The sequence below is a fragment of the Pseudonocardia nematodicida genome (genome assembly GCF_040105385.1).
Classification (GTDB): Bacteria; Actinomycetota; Actinomycetes; order Mycobacteriales; family Pseudonocardiaceae; genus Pseudonocardia; species Pseudonocardia nematodicida.
Genome location: NZ_JBEDNQ010000004.1, coordinates 345,873 through 361,879, shown reverse-complemented (window position 1 = coordinate 361,879; position 16,007 = coordinate 345,873). Strand labels below are relative to the sequence as shown.

Genomic DNA, 16,007 nt, shown 5'->3' with positions numbered 1-16,007 from the left:
ACGCCGTACCGACACCGGACGGGGTGGCGTCACGGCGTCGTCGACGGGCTGCGCTGCCACCGCCACACGAGGCTCCGCAGAGTATCGCCGGGGGCGCGACCGGCCGCCCACCGCGACCCACCGCGCCACGCGGGAGTGTGACCGGAAACCGGACGATCAGGACCCGACGACCCGGCCCGAGTCGCAGGCGGTGATCCGGTACAGCGCGCTCTCCCCGTCGTCGGCGAGCAGTTCGAAGCCGTCGGCGTCGGCGAGGTCGTCGAGCCCCGGCCAGTTGCGGGCCAGCGGGTCGGCCGCCCAGAAGGTCGGCGGCGAGGTCAGCACGTACCCCGCTCCGGTGTCCGCGACCGCGGCGCACACGACCGGGTCCGACGACGCGTCCCGCAGCCGTTCGGCGATCACCAGCTGTTCCGCCGACCAGATCCCGGTCAGGTGCGGGAACAGCACCTCCCGGTCGGTCATCGGCCACAGCATCGCGGTCCCCGCCCACGGGTTCTGCACGACGACCGCGTCGGCCGGCAGCAGGTCGCCCGCCTGCCGGAGGAACTCGGCCTGCTCCGGCCCGACCAGTACCTCCTCCGGGGTCTGGTAGAAGCCGGCGAGCTGGTCGATGTGCACCCGCTGGGACATCCCGCCGGAGGCGACGACGACGGCCAGCAGGCCCACTGCGACCAGCACCGCGGCCCGCGGCCGGGTCCGTACGCCGGGGGCGCCGCGGCCCAGCCGCTCGGCCGCCGCGACCACGACCCGGCGGGCCAGCGCGCACAGTCCGAGCAGGCCCAGCGCCGCCAGCGGGGCGGCCGTCACCGGGACCAGGGCGGCGATCCGGGGCGCGTCGTTGTACCAGACACCGGTCCACACCGAGGACCACGTCGCGGCCCCCACGACGTAGAACGCGCAGACGACGAGGTGCGCCGGGACCAGCCACGCGGTCCGGGCCCGGCGCAGCGCCACGACCGCCCCGGCGACGGTCAGCAGCGCCATCACCCAGGCCGGGCCGTGCCGGTCCGGGCTGTGCAGCAGCGCGTTGAGGATCGCCCCGGCGCGGCCGGTCTGCGGCTCCCAGTAGTAGCCGCGCAGGCCGTCGAACAGCGGGGCGAAGAACATCAGCCAGGCCAGGCCGGAGAACACCGCGACCGACACCGTCGCTGCGGCCACCGCCCGTGCCGTCGCCGCGCGGCCGGTCCGCAGGCCCCGCCGGACCGCGCTCACCAGCCCCCACAGCACCGGTGCGACGGCGAGCACGACCAGCCCGAACAGGGCGTTGGGGTGCGCGAAGCCCAGTGCGACGACGCCGGCGACCGGCGGGAACCAGCGCGCCACCCGGCCGGTACCCGCATCGCCGACCGGTGCGCCGTCGGTGCCGGGCCGGGCCGCGGCCGCCACCGCCCCGAGCGCCGCGGGGACCAGCGCGACCCCCAGCAGGTTCGGCCACAGCGCCCCGTAGGTCACCAGCGTCCAGGGGAACGCCACGAACCCGAGCGACAGGACCGGTGCGGCCAGCATCGCCCCGGCCGAACGGCCGACCAGCGTCCGCACCAGCAGCAGCACCGACAGCGGCCAGACCAGCAGCGTCGTCACCAGCGCGACCACGTTCGAGGCGATCACGATCTCGGCCGGGCCGGGCACCAGCGGGACGACCAGTGAGACGAGCCCGTGCCACGCCGAGGGGTAGAAGCCGGGCGAGTTGACCAGGCCGCCGACGGTCAGCGACGACGCGTCGGACGTCGCCAGGATCCGGGCGACGGCGTTGTAGTGGAAGCTCGCGTCGAAGGTCTGGGACAGCGCGTCCGGGGTGTCCATGCCCCGCATCGCGGTGCGCAGACCGAGGACCCAGGCCACCGCCAGACCGCTCAGGGCGGCCAGGCCGGTCCAGCGGGCGCCGGGTCCGCCGGAGCGCAGCGTGGCCCACGCCTGCGCCAGATGCCCGCGCGCCTGCGCGGGCCGCGGGATGAGCGGGCGCCGCAGCACCAGCCGCCGGACACCCACCACGACGACCGCGAACAGCAGCGCGGTGGCGATCGGGACGGTGCCGCTCCACGGGACCCCGAGCAGCCCGCCGGCCACGGCGGATCCGGCGATCAGCCCGACCGACAGCATCGGGGCGGCGCCCCAGGCGGCGACGCCGCGCAGTCCGGCCGCGAGGCCCACGAGCAGGCCGGGCAGGGTCACCCAGGCTGCGGCGAGCAGCACGACGGGTACGGCAGACAGCCAGCTCACGGCGCGGCCGCCTCCCTTCCCCGGACGCCCGGCGGCACGGGACCCGGGCGTCGGCACCCGTTGCCGGATACGTCCGCTTCACGCGACCCCGCAGAAGCGTACCGATACGACAGTCACGGGTGGTCACCGCCGTCGATCACGGCTGGCCTACGCTCGACCGCCGTGAACCTCGACGGATACGACCTCGGCGGCTACGACCTGATCGTCGTCGGGTCCGGATTCTTCGGCCTGACCATCGCGGAGCGGGTCGCCGACGGTCTGGGCAAGCGGGTGCTCGTCCTGGAGCGCCGCGACCACCTCGGCGGCAACGCCTACTCCGAGGCCGAGCCCGAGACCGGCATCGAGATCCACCGGTACGGCGCGCACCTGTTCCACACCTCCAACGAGCGGGTGTGGAACTACGTCAACCGGTTCACGAGCTTCACGAACTACCAGCACCGGGTGTTCGCCCGGGTCGGTGAGCAGGTCTACGCGTTCCCGATGAACCTGGCGCTGATCAACCAGTTCTTCGGGAAGGCGCACACCCCGGACCAGGCCCGCGAGCTGATCGCGGAGCAGTCCTCCGAGGTGGAGACCGGCCGGGCCACGAACCTCGAGGAGAAGGCGATCTCGCTCGTCGGGCGCCCGCTCTACGAGGCGTTCGTCAAGGGCTACACGGCCAAGCAGTGGCAGACCGACCCGACCGAGCTGGACGCGTCGATCATCACCCGGCTCCCGGTCCGCTACACCTACGACAACCGCTACTTCAACGACACCCACGAGGGCCTGCCGACCGACGGCTACACCGCGTGGCTCGAGCGGATGGCCGACCACAGAGGCATCGACGTGGTGACCGACGTCGACTACTTCGAGGTCCGCGACGCGCTCCCGGCCGACGTCCCGGTCGTCTACACCGGACCGCTGGACCGCTACTTCGACCACTCCGAGGGCGAGCTCGGCTGGCGCACCCTGGACTTCGAGATGTCGGTCGAGCCGACCGGCGACTTCCAGGGCACCTCGGTGATCAACTACAACGACGCCGACGTCCCCTTCACCCGGATCCTCGAGTTCCGGCACATGCACCCCGAGCGGGACTACCCGAAGGACAAGACGGTCATCGTGCGCGAGTACTCGCGCTTCGCCGAGGCCGGCGACGAGCCGTACTACCCGATCAACACCCCGGACGACCGGGCGAAGCTGGAGCGCTACCGCGAGCTGGCCCGCAAGGAGACCGCCAACAAGGGCGTGCTGTTCGGCGGGCGGCTGGGCACCTACAAGTACCTCGACATGCACATGGCCATCGGGTCGGCGCTGACGATGTACGAGAACCGGCTGGTCCCGCACTTCACCGACGGCAAGCCGCTGGCCGGGACCGAGTCGGAGGACTGACTGCTCTGACCGTGGCTCCCGCGGCACCGTCTGCGGTTCCCGGATCTCAGCCCTGGATCCGCACGGTGCACGTGCCCCATGCCGTCTCGCGGAGCTCGTTCTTGCGGACCTTTCCCGTCGAGGTCCTCGGCAGGTGTTCCACGATGTCGATCTCTCGCGGAGCCTTGTAGTGCGCGATGCGGTCGCGAACGTGCGCCATCAGCGCCTCCGCCGTGAGCTGGGCGCCCGGTGTCGTGACGGCGAACGCCTTCGGGCGTTCGCCCCACCGGTCGTCCGGCACACCGATCACGGCGACGTCGGCGACCTCGGGATGACTGAGGACGGCCTGCTCGACCTCGATGGTCGAGATGTTCTCGCCGCCGCTGATCACGATGTCCTTGGCCCGGTCGTGGAGCTTCACGTAGCCGTCGGGGTGCATGACGCCCAGGTCCCCGGAGTGGAACCAGCCACCGGCGAAGGCGGTCGCTGTGGCCTCGGGGTCGCGGTGATAGCCCTTCATGACCGAGTTGCCCCGCATCACGATCTCGCCGAGCTCGCGGCCGTCGGGGGTCACGTCGACGAGGTGGCCGGCGACGTCGGGCTCCCGGCGGACGACGCGGACCCGGTCCGCGGTGAGCATGCCGACCCCCTGGCGGGCGAGGAGTTCGGCCTGTTCGCCGGCGGGGAGCCTCGACCACGTGTCGCCGGCCTCGCAGACGGCGTAGGGCCCGTAGGTCTCGGTGAGCCCGTAGACGTGGACGACCTCGGCGCCGAGCTCGCGCATCCGACCGATCAGCCTCGGGCTCGGCGGCGCGCCGGCGGTCGTCACCGTGAACGGACGGTCGAGCGCGTGCGCCTCGGCGGCCGTTGCGAGCGTAGTGAGCACGACGGGCGCGCCGGCGAGATGGGTGATCCCCTCCGTGTCGATCAATGACCACATCCGGTCGCCGCGCACCGCGCGGAGACAGACATGGGTACCGGCGGCGGCGGTGAGCGCCCAGGTGGTGCACCAGCCGTTGCAGTGGAACATCGGCAGCGTCCACAGGTACCGGCTGTCGTTGCCGAAGCCTTGGTGGTGGAGCTCGCCCAGGGCGTTGAGGTACGCACCCCGGTGGGAGTACTCGACCCCCTTGGGTTCGCCCGTCGTCCCGGAGGTGTAGTTGACGGCGATGGTCCGGGTCTCGTCGTCGACCTCCCACGGGATCGGCTCGTCGGTGCCTCGTGCGAGCAGCTCGGCGTACCGGATCGACCCTGGAACCGAACAGTAGGCGCCGTCCTGCCCGGGGAGCTCGACGACCTCTCGGACGGCGGGGTACGCGCCGCCCGGACCCGCGGCAGCGAGGAGGTCGCCGTCGCCGAGCAGGATTGCGGCGTCGGAGTGTCGGCAGATGTAGGCGATCTCCGCCGGGCTCAGTCTGGTGTTGATCGCGACGAGCACACCACGCACCAGCGGGACGGCGAAGTGCGCAGCCAGCAGTTCCGCGGAGTTGGTCCCCAGGTACGCGACCCGGTCACCGGCTGCGATCCGGCTGCGGCGCAGAGCCTGCGCCAGCCTGGTCACATCCCGTGCGAACTCGGACCAGGTCCAGCTCCGGACGCCGTCGAGGACCGCCGTGCGGTCGGGGTGCACCTCGGCGGCGCGGGCGAGGAAGTGAAGGGGGGTGAGTGGGGTGTCCAGCCCGGACATCGGATCTCCTCGACGGCGTGCTTCCGGAACGATCGGGCGGTCAGCCTGCGGGGCGGAGTGGTGCGACATCGAGCCCCTTCTGCACGGTCTGCCGGGTCTCGCCGAGGCCCTCGCCGCGCAGGCTCACGACGTCGCCGGGCCGGAGCCACCGCGCGAAGTCGGACAGCTCCGCGGTGTCGACGTGTTCGAGCAGGCATCCCGCAGGCACCGTTCCGGACCCGATCACCGAACCGGGTGGGAGATCGGTGCCACGCGACACGTAGGAGATGAGCTCGCTGAAGGTCCAGTCCATCTGGTCGAGGGTGCCGCGGGTCAGCTCCTCGCCATTGATCGTCGCGGACAGTTCCATGGCGAGGCGTCCGTCGCGGCGGTAGGGCTCCAACTCGTCGACGGTGACCAGGGCGGGGCCGAGCGTGATGGCACTGTCCTTGCTCTTCGCCATGCCGATGCCCTGGGCCATGTCCCGTAGCTGGTGGTCCCGGGCGGTCCAGTCGTTGTAGAGGGTGTATCCGACGACGTGACTCTCGGCCCGGTCCGGCGGGATGTCCCGGCCGCCGCGTCCGATCACGGCGCCGACCTCCAGTTCGAGATCGAACATCGAGGAGCCGGGGGAGATCGGTACCTCCTCGTACGGGCCGACGATCGCGTCCGCGTTGGCGAAGTAGAACGCCGGCGCTTCCGACCAGGCCGGGTGCAGCTCCTCCGGGCGACCGAGCGCGCGGTAGCACCCGCGGAGATGGTCGAGGAAGCACAGCCCGTCCCGGATCGAGGCCGGTCGCGGGAGCGGCGCCAGCAGCCGGACGTCTTCGAGGCCGCGTACCTCGGCCGGGGTACGGAGTGCATCCGCCCCCGCTTCGGCGAGATGGCCGGAACTCAGCAGATCCAGCAGGGTGGTGCCCGCGGCGAGACCCCGGACCACGTCCCCGTCGATCACGCCCGTTCGGATGTCATCGCCGCCGTCGTAGGTAACCCACTTCACGGTTCTCTCCTTGCGATTCGGGACATCGATGATCAGCGGGTCGGCGGAGCCGGTGACGGGCCGCTCGTGAGCATGGGGTGCAATCGGCCGTCGAACACGGAGACGTCCTCGCTCAGTTCCGTGTCGCCGACACGCAGAGGCTGGGCGTCCATCAGGACGAAGACCACCCGGACGGGTTCGTCGCCGCGGACGGCCCAGGAGTGCATCGTTCCGCGCTGGACCACGACGTCGCCGGATCCGAGACTCTCGACGACCTCGCCGCTGTCCAGCACCATGTCCAGCCGGCCGGAGACGACGACGGCGACGTCCTGGGTCTCCGTCCGGTGCATGTTCGACGGGACCACATCTCCCGGCTGGAACTCGCCGATGCGGAACAGCACCCTGCCGCCCCTGGTGGACGGGCCGTCCTCGGCCACGGCGAACATCGCCTCGTTGCTCGGCGGGAAGCTGCTCGTGCACCAGGCCACCCGGGCGTCGTAGCCCGCGAACCGCGGTCGCGAGTGGACGATCTCGTCGGACTCGACGACGGCCGACCCTGCGGCGTCGTGGCCGGTGACCACTCGCCGGAACGTGAAACTCATCGGTGAATTCCTCCTGTCTCGGATACTGCCGAGTTGCGGTTACGTCAGTCGTCGAAATCGATCGGTGGGTGTGGCCAGCCGACCTCCGAAAGGAGGTACTCGTGGGACTCCTCGACCTGGCGGCGGACCGCCGCGAGATCCGTTCCGATGAGCCGGCCACCCCATTTCACGACGCGGCCGTCCACGAGGACGGCGTCCACGCTCCCGATGTCGGAGGCCTGTACGACCGAGCAGAGGACGTTGTTCAGCGGGAACAGTCGGGTCCGGGCGTCCAGGAGGACGATGTCGGCCCGCTTCCCCGGTGTGAGCGATCCTGCGACGTCACCGACCCCGCAGTTGTCCGCTCCCCGCTGCGTAGCCGATTCCAGGATCTCCCGCAATGACGCGGAGGCGGCCCCGTCCCGATGCTCGTCGACCCGTTGCAGCAGATAGAGCGCGCGCATTTCGCTGAACATGTCGATGCCGTAGGTCATCGGGTTGTCGTTGCTCAAGCCGGGGCGCAGTCCCTGTGCGACCCATTCGCCGTACGGGATCCGGCCGTACCGGAACTGCGACTCGATGCGCGGGCAGACGTTCACCTGGGCTCCGTGTTCGATGATCACTTGCCGTTGCCCGGACGTGCAGAAGTTCCCGTGGTTGATCGTTTCCCGCCCGTCGAACTCACCTTCGGCGTACAGCCGTTCGAGTGGCTGGCGGTGGATACCGGTGTCGAAGGAGAACCAGAGGCCGAGCTCCTTGCGGATCGGGAGCAGGTCGGTGAGGTCGTCGTCCCCCGCGGCGAACAGACGCATGGTGTGCAACCGGTCGTCGCCCCGGAAGTACTTGTCGTGCAGCCGGTACACGTCCGCCGGGTAGGTCCCCGCCCACGCCCCGGCGCGGGGCGCCCCGACGGCGTGGATGCCGCGCAGGCCGGCCGCGAACATGGCCTCGACCCCGGCGTCGGAGTGTTCGGGGGACCGGGCGTTGTGCATGTTGTCGACTACGGTGGTGATGCCGCCGTCCAGCGCGTTGAGCAGGCTCAGGAGGGTCCCGGCGTAGATGTCCTCGGGTCGGCAGGCCGGCCCGAAGAGCCGGTGCGCGGTGTGCATGTAGCTGCGGCTGGAGGGGGGAGCCCCACCCACCGGGTCCTCGGCGGACGACTGCGGGACGTTCTCCGGGATGATCCGCCCCAGCACGCCTTCCCAGCAGTGGATGTGCGGATCGCAGAAGCCCGGCATGACGATGCGGTCCCGAGCGTCGATCACGGTGGCTGCCGGGGCGGAGACCGACTCTCCGACCTCGGCGATCCGGTTCCCCACGACGAGGACGTCGCCGGTCGCGAAGTCGCCGACCGAGCGGTCCATCGAGAGGACGGTGCCGCCTCGGAGCAGGATCTGCTCGTCGTCACCTGCTCTGCCGTTGGCGTGCTGTTCGAGGAGGTTCTGCAGCGCGACGTCCGGGTGGGAGACGTGGCCGGTTCTCGGTTCGGTGTCCACAAGGGCCTCTCATCGGTGAGCCGGGTGCCCCGTCGCGTCGTATGTGTCCATCGCGACGGGACGTCGGTGTTCGAGCGGAACGGTGCCGTGTCAGGCGCCGCCGGTAGACGTCGAGCGGGGTCCACCGGCCGCGACGCGGCCCGGCTCCGATGGGGTCGTAGCCCAGTTCCCGAGGAAGAAGGTCATCCGCGACACGAAGAACGCGGCCACCCCGGCGGCGAGCGCGCCGAGCAGCACGACGTACAGCGGCGCGACCGGGCCGCCCGTGGCGATCGCCCACACCAGGATCAGCGGCAGCGGTCCACCGAACACCACGACCCCGATGTTGTAGGGCATCGCGTATGCGGACTGGCGGACCTCGGTGCGGAACAGCGAGGCGACGAGACCGGGCGTCGCCGAGACGATCGAGCCGGTGGCGAAGGCCGCCGGGAGCGCGATGAGCAGGATCCATCCGGAGTCCGCCGGAAGGAGCGGAGCCACCACGAAGATAGGTACCGACGAGATCGCGAGCAGACCCGCCCCGATCCCGAGGGAGGACCGCCATCCGTGCCGGTCCGCGACGAGGCCCCACAGCGGCATCGAGACCATCGCCCCGACGATCGTGATCAGGCTGGCGGCGATGGCGAGCGTCGCGGAGTGACCCAGGTCGACCTGCAGGTAGGTCGGCCAGTACTGGAAGAAGACCGTATTGAGCATTGACATCGCAAACACCATGAGAAAGGCGAACGCGACGGGCCGGCGATCCCGCCGGAGGACCGTGGCGAGCGGCGTCTGGCGGCCGGCCTGCCCCCGTTCCTGCAGTTCCGCGAACAGCGGAGTCTCCTCCAGGACCCGGCGGAGGTAGATCGCCACGAGGCCAAGTACGCCGCCGAGGAGGAAGGGAAGGCGCCACGCGAGCGACGGCATGTCGGGAGTCAGGTACTCGACGACGAGGCTCGCCCCGAACGCGGCTCCGGCGCCGAGCAGGAACCCGCCGTAGGACATCGACTGGAGCACGGCGGCGGACCGCGCCACCCGCTCGGTGCGCGAGTGCTCGGCGACCAGCACTGCCGCCCCCGGCAGCTCGCCCCCCACCGCGCACCCCTGGATGACCCGCATCGTGAGCAGCAGCGCGGGCGCGAGCCACCCGATCGACTCGTAGGTCGGTAGCAGCCCGATCGCGAGCGTCGATCCGGACATCATCACGATCGTCAGCATGAAGATCCGTTTGCGACCGATCCGGTCGGCGATGTGCGCCATGACGATGCCGGCGACCGGCCGTACGACGAACCCGATCGAGTAGATGGCGAGCGTCTGTGCGAGCCGGACGGCCGGCGAGGCCTCGGCCGGGAAGAACGCCGCGCTGATCAGGGCCGCGACGTAGATGTAGGCGACGAAGTCGTAGTACTCGAGTGCGGCGCCGAGCGACGCCAGGCGGACGTTCCGCGCTTCCTTGCGCGACGCAGTCTGCATCGTGGTCCTTCTTCGGGGATGGGACGGGAACGGTGGTCCGGGACGGAGTCCCTGGTCCGGCCGCTCCCGCAGCGGCATCGGCGACCGGGATCGCGTTCGACGAGGGTGGAGGGAATTGCTCACCGCTGCGCCGACATCCTTGTCGATCATCCGGCGCCGCAGGGTTCCTGCCGGCTCGTCAGACGCTAGTTCTCCGGTCACTCCGGTGGCCAAGACCTGCTCGGGATACCTGCTATGCCGGCACGGGATCGCCGTCCCCCGCGCGACGAGGAGGCGTCGGCGGATCGGTCGCGCCGCTAGGCTGCTCCGGTCCGGACGGCAGGGTGGAGCCACACATGGAGTTGCGACAGCTCCGCTACTTCGCGGGCGTGGCGATCGCCCGCAACTTCAGTCGCGCCGCCGAGGATTTGCACGTCGCGCAACCGGCGCTCAGCCGTCAGGTGCGCGCGCTGGAGGTCGAACTCGGAGCGGACCTGCTCGTCCGGACGCCGAGGGGGGTGGAGCTGACCGAGGCCGGGCGGCGCCTGCTGGGCGCGGTCGAGCAGATCCTCGGGCTCGTCGACGGGCTCGGGGCCTTGGTCGCCGAGACCGCGCGGAGCCCGTCCGGGCGTGTCGTGGTGGGGATGTCGCCGAGCCTGGTGCCGGTGCTGGCCGACGAGATGACGAAGTCGGTCCACTCCCGGTACCCGGAGGTCGAGGTCGAGCTCGTCGAGGGCCTCAGCATGTTCCTGAGTGAGTGGGTCGTCCGGGGGCGGCTCGACGTGGCCGTGTTCACCGACGTCGGCCCGATGCCACGCCTCGACCGGACGGTCGTCGGCGAGGACGAGGTCGTTCTCGTCGGTGCCGCGGAGACGATCACCGGTACGGGGCCGCTCGCCGACGGCCAGGGTCTCACCGCGGCGGCTGGGTCACCGCTGGTCGTGACACCCGGATTCTGGAAGATGATCACCGATCGACTCGGCGGCATCGACGTCGTCGCGGACCACCAGATCGATTCCATCGTCGCGGTCAAGAAGATGGTTCTCCGAGGCGAGTGCTGCTCGGTCATGCCGTCGTCCTTCGTGCACGACGAGGTCGGCGACGAAAGTCTGCGGACACGGGCCTTCACGCCCTCGATCCGGCGGCAGATCGTCGCGGTGACGCGCACGGGCCGCGCATGGCGGCCGGCCACGGAGGTGGTGGTGGCCATGACCTCGGCCGTGCTGGCAGAGATCCGTACGCCGGAGCCGGGTGGGGGTGGCACGTCCTGACGTGGGAGCGGTAGCGATCAGCCCGGCTCACCGGTCGGTGCGCCGCCCCGATCGCTTCCCCTCCGAAGCCAGACGGCGGATGCGCCGGAACATGGTCATCGCCACCGCGACCACGCCGACGAGGGCTCCCAGGATCGCGCCGCCGAAGGCGGGCAGCAGGTAGGCGTCGGCGGGCTCGATCCCGGCCAGGTCGAGCACCAGCATCAACACGACGCCACCGGCCGCCGCCCCGCCGGCCGAGGCGGCGACGGCGACCCGGCCGGGGACCCCACGGCGCATCGCGACGGCGACGACCGCCCAGGTCCCGGCCGCCACGACCGCGAACCGCAGCGCCGACGGCAGGTCGGGGCCGGCGACAGCGAGCAGCTTCGCGGCGAGGGTGACGACGAACCACAGGCCGGCGATCGCGGCCGCGAGGACGAGACCGCGACGCCACAGCTCAGGCGTGGCCACCACGGGCGTCCGGTCGCCCTCCGCCGGGGCCCGGGCCTTCATGGCGCCGAACCCCGTGCGGAGCAAGCCCACCGTCCCGTAGGGGTAGGTCCAGGGCCATCCGGGATCCTCGATCAACCGCCAGGTGCCCAGCACGCGGACCAGACAGAACATCGCGCTCGCGGTGAGGAGCAGGCTGAACGCGGCGATCGCGATGACCGCACCGAGCGTCGGTCCGCCCGGATCGGCCGCCAGCAGCACGCCGACCGACGCGGCGGAGGCGTAGGAGACCGTCCACATCACCCGGCCCGGCGGGTCGCCCCGGCGCAGTGCCGGAACGCCGATCGCGGTCAGACCGATCCCGACGAGCAGCAGCAGGGTCATGACCACCGGCTCCTCGGCCGGATCGACGCCGGGTCTGTCCACATAGGTCCCGGCGATCGCGCCGCTCCACCACCGCTCGATCAGGGCCAGGGTGAACCACCAGAGCACCGTCGGAAGCGCGAGACGGGCGTAGGGGCGCCAGGTCGATGTCGGGGACGGATCGAGCACGGAGTGAGTCTGCACCCTCGGGTCACGAAGATCGGGCCGGTCCGGGTGGCCACCCCAGCTCCGCCGACACCGCACGGGCCGCGCCGGCGGTCTCCCGGCCCAGCGAGCCGAGCCGGTCCCCGATCCGGCTCGTCGGTCCGGAGATCGTGAGGGCGGCCATCACCCGGCCGCGGTAGTCGCGGACCGGCGCGGCCAGCCCGGACAGGTCCGGCTCCAGCTCGTCGCGGGTCTCCGCCCAGCCGCGTTCGGCGGCCTCGCGGACGGCCTGCCAGAGCTGGGGCACGGTCCGGACCCGGCTGCCGGGGTGGTCGGGGACGAGGTTCTCGACCGTGCCGAACCGGACGTAGAGCTCGTCCGGCGTCGCGTCGGCGAGCAGGACGCGACCGGCCGAGGTGCACGCCAGTGGCGCCCGGCGACCCTCCCAGCCCGAGGTGCGGAACGAGTGGCCGGAGACCGTCCGCACGGTGAGCACCGCGTCGTCGCGCAGCACGCACAGGTGCACGGTCTCCTCGGTCTGCACCGCCAGCCGTCGCATCACCGGCTCGGCGGTCGTCGTCAGCCGGGTGTCCAGGCCGCGGGCCACGAGCGAGAACAGCCGCCAGCCGAGCCGGTACAGCAGGCTGTCGGCGTCCCGCTCGACGAGCTGCTCCTCGGCGAGCGCGCGCAGCGAGCGGGACACCTGGCTCTTCTCCCGGCCGGTCATCCGGGCGATCCGGGCGACGCCCAGCCCGCCCGAGCGGCGGGCCTCGTCGGAGGCCAGCGCCTCCAGCAGCTCGACGTCCCGGCGCAACCCACGACCCCGGCGTCCCGGTTCATCGTTGCGCAGTGCATCGTTCACCTCGTCACAGTAATCGCCCGGAGAGGTGGCAGGAGCGCAACTCAGGTCTCGATCTTCCGCGGGCGCTGGGCTGCCGGGAGTTCCGCCCCGTAATGTCGGGTTCCTACCGGCCCGGGGCGCGGGCGCCCCCGATCGTGCCCCGGGCCGGTGCTCGCCTCCCCGACGACCGGAACAGATGAAGATCACCGACATCACGCTCGACCGGTTACGGCTGCCGCTGGACCCGCCGCTGCGGGCCGCCTGGGACCCCCGGCCACGCGGCCGGTTCGACGCGACGATCGTCCGGGTCCACACCGACGACGGTCTCGTCGGGATCGGGTCGGGCGACACCATGGCCGGGTTCTCCGGGTTCCGCGAGCTCTTCATCGGGACCGACCCGCTCGCCATCGCCCGGCAGGTCCGGGTCATCGAGTCCTGCAACCTCCACGGCGGCAGCTACTGGCCGCTCGAGGCCGCGCTCTGGGACCTGGCCGGGAAGGCGGCCGGGCTGCCGGTCGCGACCCTGTTCGGCGGCACGCTCGACAGGGTCCCCGCCTACGCGTCGTTCTGCGTGCTGCGGCCGCCGTCCGAGCGGCTCGAGGTCGCGCAGCGGGTCGTCGAGGAGGGCTTCCGCGCCGTCAAGATCAGGATCGACCCGGAGCAGGTGAACGACGGCATCGCGACCGTCGCCGCGGTGCGCGCCGGTCTCGGTGACGACGTCACGATCCTGGTCGACCTCAACCAGTCCTGGCGGATGGCCGGCGACGTCGCGCCCGCGACCGACCTGGCCGCGACCCAGCGGATCGTGCGCCGGCTGGCCGACCTCGACGTCGCCTGGGTCGAGGAACCGCTGCCCTACGCCGACGCCGACGGGTTCCGCGCGCTGCGCGCCGCGCACCCGGGCCTGCGGATCGCGGCGGGGGAGATGCAGCGGTCGGTGCCGGAGATCCTGCGCTGGATCTCCGACGACGTTCTGGACGTCTACCAGCCCGACGTCGTGCTCTCGGTCGGGATGAGCCGGGCCCGCACGCTCGCGGAGCTGGCGATGCTGCGGCACCGCTCGTTCACCCCGCACAGCTGGACCAACGGGATCGGCGTGCTGGCGAACCTGCACGTCGCGGCCGGGGTCGGGGGCGGGCCGTGGTTCGAGGTCCCCTACGACCCACCGGACTGGACCCCGTCGCGCCGGGACTTCCCGCTCGCCACCCCGATCACCGTCGACGCCGACGGTCACCTCGCCGTCCCGACCGCCCCCGGCCTGGGCATCGCCCTGGACGAGGACGCCGTCGACCGCTGGCGCATCACCTGACCGACGTCGCCCGATCGACCTCGCGACGCCGGACCGGCACTGCACCCCCGGTTGACCTCGCCGAGGGGTACGTCAGTGCTGTTTCCCGCCCCCGCGACGACTCTCCTGTACCTCTCGCGGGGGCAGGAGCCCCCGCCTCGGGAGTGACGCGGCACCGGGACGATCTAGGCTCGCCGGTGTGACCGGCCCTGATGCCCGCTCATCCGTCCCCGGCGTGCCTCTCGCGAGCCGGTCGGCACGGATCCGGTCGGGCGGGAGCGGATGGCGCCGGTCGCGGGTGGCGGTCCCGCTCGTCGCGATGCTGCTCGTCGCGTCCCTCGCCGGATGCACCGGTCCGGCCGCCACTCCGCCGGAGCCGGAACCGGCGTCGTCGTCCACATCGGACCCGGCCACCCCGGTGACTGCGCCGGACGGCGTCGCCACCACCGACTCGACCGGCGCGCCGCTCCCGGAGACCGTCCTCGACACCGCCCGGCGCATCGACGACGCGCTCGCCTCCGGCGATCCCACACCGATCCGGGACCTCTACTCCCCGGCCGGGGGTGCCGCGACCTGGCGGGTCGTCGCGGACCGGCTCAGCGACCCGACCAACCGCGAGAAGCTCTCGGACGCACTGCGCAATCCGCCCGAATCCCGGCCGGAGATCGCCTACCTGTTCGCCGACGGCGACCACGGCCTCGGGGTCTCCGAGGTCGGTCGGCTGGCGTTCGTCGGCGTCGGGCAGGGCGGGTCGTCCTCCCCGGCTCCGGTGCCCGACGCCGGGACGTTCTGGGTGGGGGAGTTCCTCGGCCACGGCCGCTCGCTCGCCGTGGACGGGTCGGGCCGCGGCACCCTGACCTTCCGCACCTACGAGACGTGCCCGTCGAGCCGTCCCGGCGTGCCGTGCGAGTCCCAGGGGCCCGAGGACGTGGGCCGGGTGGAGCTGCAGATCACCGGGTCCGGGCGGTCCGCGTCGGCCCGGGTGCTGGACAGCAACGACGAGCCGGAGGTCCCCACCGGCGACGTGCTGCCGGTCGAGACGCCGGCGCCCGGCGTGGTCTCGCTGGGCAGCGGCGACCGGACCTTCGTCCTCTGCGCCGACGGCGTCACGCACCTCGACTGCGGCGCCTGAGCGCTACAGCCGGCCGGCCACCGCGCGCACGAAGAGCTCGAGATCCGACGGGTCCTCGAGCCGAGCCAGCACGATCCCGTCGTCGACGTCGATGTAGTCGTGTACGAGCACGTTGCGGAACCCGACGGCGCGTGCGACCCGCTCGGCGACGTCGGCGGGCAGCACACCGTGCGCGCCGAGCAGCCGGATCGCGTGACCGTTGTCGTTCGGAGGCCCCCAGCCCTCGGACGAGCAGAAGTGCTGGGCCACGTCGACGCAGCCCTCGATCGCGGTCACGAAGACGTACTTGATCCCGCGGAGCCAGAGCGGATCGGCGCGTCGCTGCGGCGGCGCATCCTTCTCCGTCCGCAGGACCGCGAGGTCGTCGGCGACACCCCGCAGCAGCCGGGCCACCCGTGCCTCATCGACCATTCCCGCTCCGCATCGTCTCCAGGAACTCGCGGTGGGCGCGGGTGATCCTCGGCAGCTCGTCGGAGTAGATCTTGCGCGTGGTGGCGACCCACCGGACACGGGCGGGCGGGTCGTCGTCGAACAGCAGGTCTCCGTGCATCGCGACCCGGCCGGCCAGCTCCAGCGGCGCCCCGTTGAGCACCAGCAGGTCCACCCCGGGGCCGAGGTCCACCTCGAACGATGCCGGAGCCTCGCCCGGCCACCAGGCCGCGACGTCGAGATCGGAGTCCGGTCGGGGCGAGCCGCCGCTCGCCCGGCTGCCGTGCACGAACGCGAACCGGGCCCCGGCCGCGCGCAGCGCCGGGACGGCGGCCTCGCGCCGGGACTGCTCGGGGTCGCTCACGC

At 72.0% G+C, this 16,007-nt stretch carries 14 protein-coding genes; 4 read left to right on the top strand and 10 right to left on the bottom strand.

The window, feature by feature from the left end:
- Positions 1–156: 156 nt before the first annotated feature.
- Positions 157–2,220, bottom strand: a complete 2,064-nt coding sequence (locus tag WIS52_RS12080; protein ID WP_349298276.1) for a DUF6541 family protein — start codon at positions 2,218–2,220, stop codon at positions 157–159.
- Between the two features lie 162 nt (positions 2,221–2,382).
- Here WIS52_RS12080 and glf point away from each other — a divergent pair, with 162 nt between their 5' ends.
- Positions 2,383–3,588: a UDP-galactopyranose mutase gene (gene glf / locus WIS52_RS12075; protein ID WP_349298275.1), complete on the top strand. Its 1,206-nt coding sequence runs from the start codon at positions 2,383–2,385 to the stop codon at positions 3,586–3,588.
- 46 nt (positions 3,589–3,634) lie between these two features.
- On the opposite strand, the gene WIS52_RS12070 is transcribed toward glf, so the two are convergent.
- From WIS52_RS12070 to WIS52_RS12050, 5 genes are all read right to left on the bottom strand, one after another.
- Positions 3,635–5,254, bottom strand: a complete 1,620-nt coding sequence (locus WIS52_RS12070; RefSeq protein ID WP_349298274.1) for an AMP-binding protein — start codon at positions 5,252–5,254, stop codon at positions 3,635–3,637.
- Positions 5,255–5,294: 40 nt separating this feature from the next.
- Entirely contained in the window at positions 5,295–6,233 is a 939-nt protein-coding gene (locus WIS52_RS12065) for a fumarylacetoacetate hydrolase family protein (RefSeq protein WP_349298273.1), read from the bottom strand.
- Positions 6,234–6,265: 32 nt separating this feature from the next.
- Complete coding sequence (locus WIS52_RS12060) at positions 6,266–6,814, bottom strand: cupin domain-containing protein (protein ID WP_349298272.1); 549 nt, start codon at positions 6,812–6,814, stop codon at positions 6,266–6,268.
- Positions 6,815–6,858: 44 nt separating this feature from the next.
- Positions 6,859–8,289, bottom strand: coding sequence for an amidohydrolase family protein (locus tag WIS52_RS12055; RefSeq protein ID WP_349298271.1), 1,431 nt, complete (start codon positions 8,287–8,289; stop codon positions 6,859–6,861).
- A 90-nt stretch (positions 8,290–8,379) separates the two neighbouring features.
- The gene (locus WIS52_RS12050) at positions 8,380–9,741 is read right to left on the bottom strand and encodes an MFS transporter (RefSeq protein WP_349298270.1); all 1,362 of its coding nucleotides are present in this window, start codon (positions 9,739–9,741) and stop codon (positions 8,380–8,382) included.
- A 335-nt stretch (positions 9,742–10,076) separates the two neighbouring features.
- Between WIS52_RS12050 and WIS52_RS12045 the strand changes: the two genes are divergently transcribed.
- On the top strand, positions 10,077–10,991 hold the full coding sequence (locus tag WIS52_RS12045) for a LysR family transcriptional regulator (RefSeq protein WP_349298269.1): 915 nt from the start codon (positions 10,077–10,079) through the stop codon (positions 10,989–10,991).
- A gap of 27 nt (positions 10,992–11,018) precedes the next feature.
- Here WIS52_RS12045 and WIS52_RS12040 read toward each other — a convergent pair whose 3' ends face one another.
- Positions 11,019–11,975 carry a hypothetical protein gene (locus WIS52_RS12040; RefSeq protein ID WP_349298268.1) on the bottom strand — a complete coding sequence of 319 codons (957 nt, stop codon included), beginning with the start codon at positions 11,973–11,975 and terminating at the stop codon, positions 11,019–11,021.
- Positions 11,976–11,997: 22 nt separating this feature from the next.
- The gene (locus WIS52_RS12035; RefSeq protein WP_349298267.1) at positions 11,998–12,813 is read right to left on the bottom strand and encodes an IclR family transcriptional regulator; all 816 of its coding nucleotides are present in this window, start codon (positions 12,811–12,813) and stop codon (positions 11,998–12,000) included.
- A 175-nt stretch (positions 12,814–12,988) separates the two neighbouring features.
- Here WIS52_RS12035 and WIS52_RS12030 point away from each other — a divergent pair, with 175 nt between their 5' ends.
- Both WIS52_RS12030 and WIS52_RS12025 read left to right on the top strand, forming a co-directional pair.
- The gene (locus tag WIS52_RS12030) at positions 12,989–14,101 is read left to right on the top strand and encodes a mandelate racemase/muconate lactonizing enzyme family protein (protein ID WP_349298266.1); all 1,113 of its coding nucleotides are present in this window, start codon (positions 12,989–12,991) and stop codon (positions 14,099–14,101) included.
- 277 nt (positions 14,102–14,378) lie between these two features.
- A complete protein-coding gene (locus WIS52_RS12025; RefSeq protein ID WP_349298265.1) occupies positions 14,379–15,212 on the top strand; it encodes a hypothetical protein in 834 nt (277 codons plus the stop codon).
- 3 nt (positions 15,213–15,215) lie between these two features.
- On the opposite strand, the gene hepT is transcribed toward WIS52_RS12025, so the two are convergent.
- Both hepT and WIS52_RS12015 read right to left on the bottom strand, forming a co-directional pair.
- Positions 15,216–15,623 carry a type VII toxin-antitoxin system HepT family RNase toxin gene (hepT, locus tag WIS52_RS12020; RefSeq protein ID WP_349298264.1) on the bottom strand — a complete coding sequence of 136 codons (408 nt, stop codon included), beginning with the start codon at positions 15,621–15,623 and terminating at the stop codon, positions 15,216–15,218.
- A complete protein-coding gene (locus WIS52_RS12015; protein ID WP_349298263.1) occupies positions 15,613–16,005 on the bottom strand; it encodes a nucleotidyltransferase domain-containing protein in 393 nt (130 codons plus the stop codon). Before WIS52_RS12015 ends, hepT begins: the two co-directional genes overlap by 11 nt.
- Positions 16,006–16,007: the final 2 nt, after the last annotated feature.

Coding starts and splice junctions, on each gene's coding strand:
- WIS52_RS12050 (WP_349298270.1), bottom strand. CDS start 9,741: ATGCAGACTGCGTCGCGCAAGGAAGCGCGGAACGTCCGCCTGGCGTCG.
- hepT (WP_349298264.1), bottom strand. CDS start 15,623: ATGGTCGATGAGGCACGGGTGGCCCGGCTGCTGCGGGGTGTCGCCGAC.
- WIS52_RS12045 (WP_349298269.1), top strand. CDS start 10,077: ATGGAGTTGCGACAGCTCCGCTACTTCGCGGGCGTGGCGATCGCCCGC.
- WIS52_RS12070 (WP_349298274.1), bottom strand. CDS start 5,254: ATGTCCGGGCTGGACACCCCACTCACCCCCCTTCACTTCCTCGCCCGC.
- WIS52_RS12030 (WP_349298266.1), top strand. CDS start 12,989: ATGAAGATCACCGACATCACGCTCGACCGGTTACGGCTGCCGCTGGAC.
- WIS52_RS12060 (WP_349298272.1), bottom strand. CDS start 6,814: ATGAGTTTCACGTTCCGGCGAGTGGTCACCGGCCACGACGCCGCAGGG.